Here is a 437-nt window from a genome sequence, read left to right as displayed (position 1 = left end):
GAGACGGCGCCGAACGCGGTCTGCCGCAGGGCGAGGTCTGCGAGGCGCTCGTTCAGGGACGCGGTGGGGGAGGGGGCCGGTAGCCCCGCGCGGGGGCCGCACCCGGCAAGGCCCGGGGCCAGGACGACCGCGAGAAGCGCCGGCCACCGGCCGCGCCAGAGAGACAACCACCCCGGCATCGGACCTCGCATCACAGCCTACTGAGCCTAACCGTATTCCCGCCCGGCGCGAGTCCTGTCGATGATGCAATCTGCGTTGTCCCGCCATGTTTGCAACCTGCCGGCGGCGCCGTAAGACACGCTCATGCAATGGACCGACGAGGCCCTGGTGCTCGGCCTGCGCCGGCAGGGCGAGACCAGCGTCATCCTCGAACTCATGACCCGGAACCACGGCCGCCATCTCGGGCTCGTGCATGGCGGTCGCTCGCGCCGGATGCA

Annotated in this window: 1 protein-coding gene; it reads left to right on the top strand. The window is 71.2% G+C overall.

Annotation, left to right across the window (positions count from 1 at the left end; genetic code table 11):
• Positions 1-303 precede the first annotated feature (303 nt).
• Positions 304-437 (top strand): DNA repair protein RecO (locus CVH10_RS17635; RefSeq protein WP_181244463.1); only part of this gene is annotated, 134 nt, incomplete at its 3' end.

The sequence above is a fragment of the Halomonas sp. ND22Bw genome (assembly GCF_003011945.1).
Lineage (GTDB): Bacteria > Pseudomonadota > Gammaproteobacteria > Pseudomonadales > Halomonadaceae > Halomonas > Halomonas halophila.
Note: the sequence above shows the minus strand (reverse complement) of the source record. Positions and strands in the feature narration are given on the sequence as shown.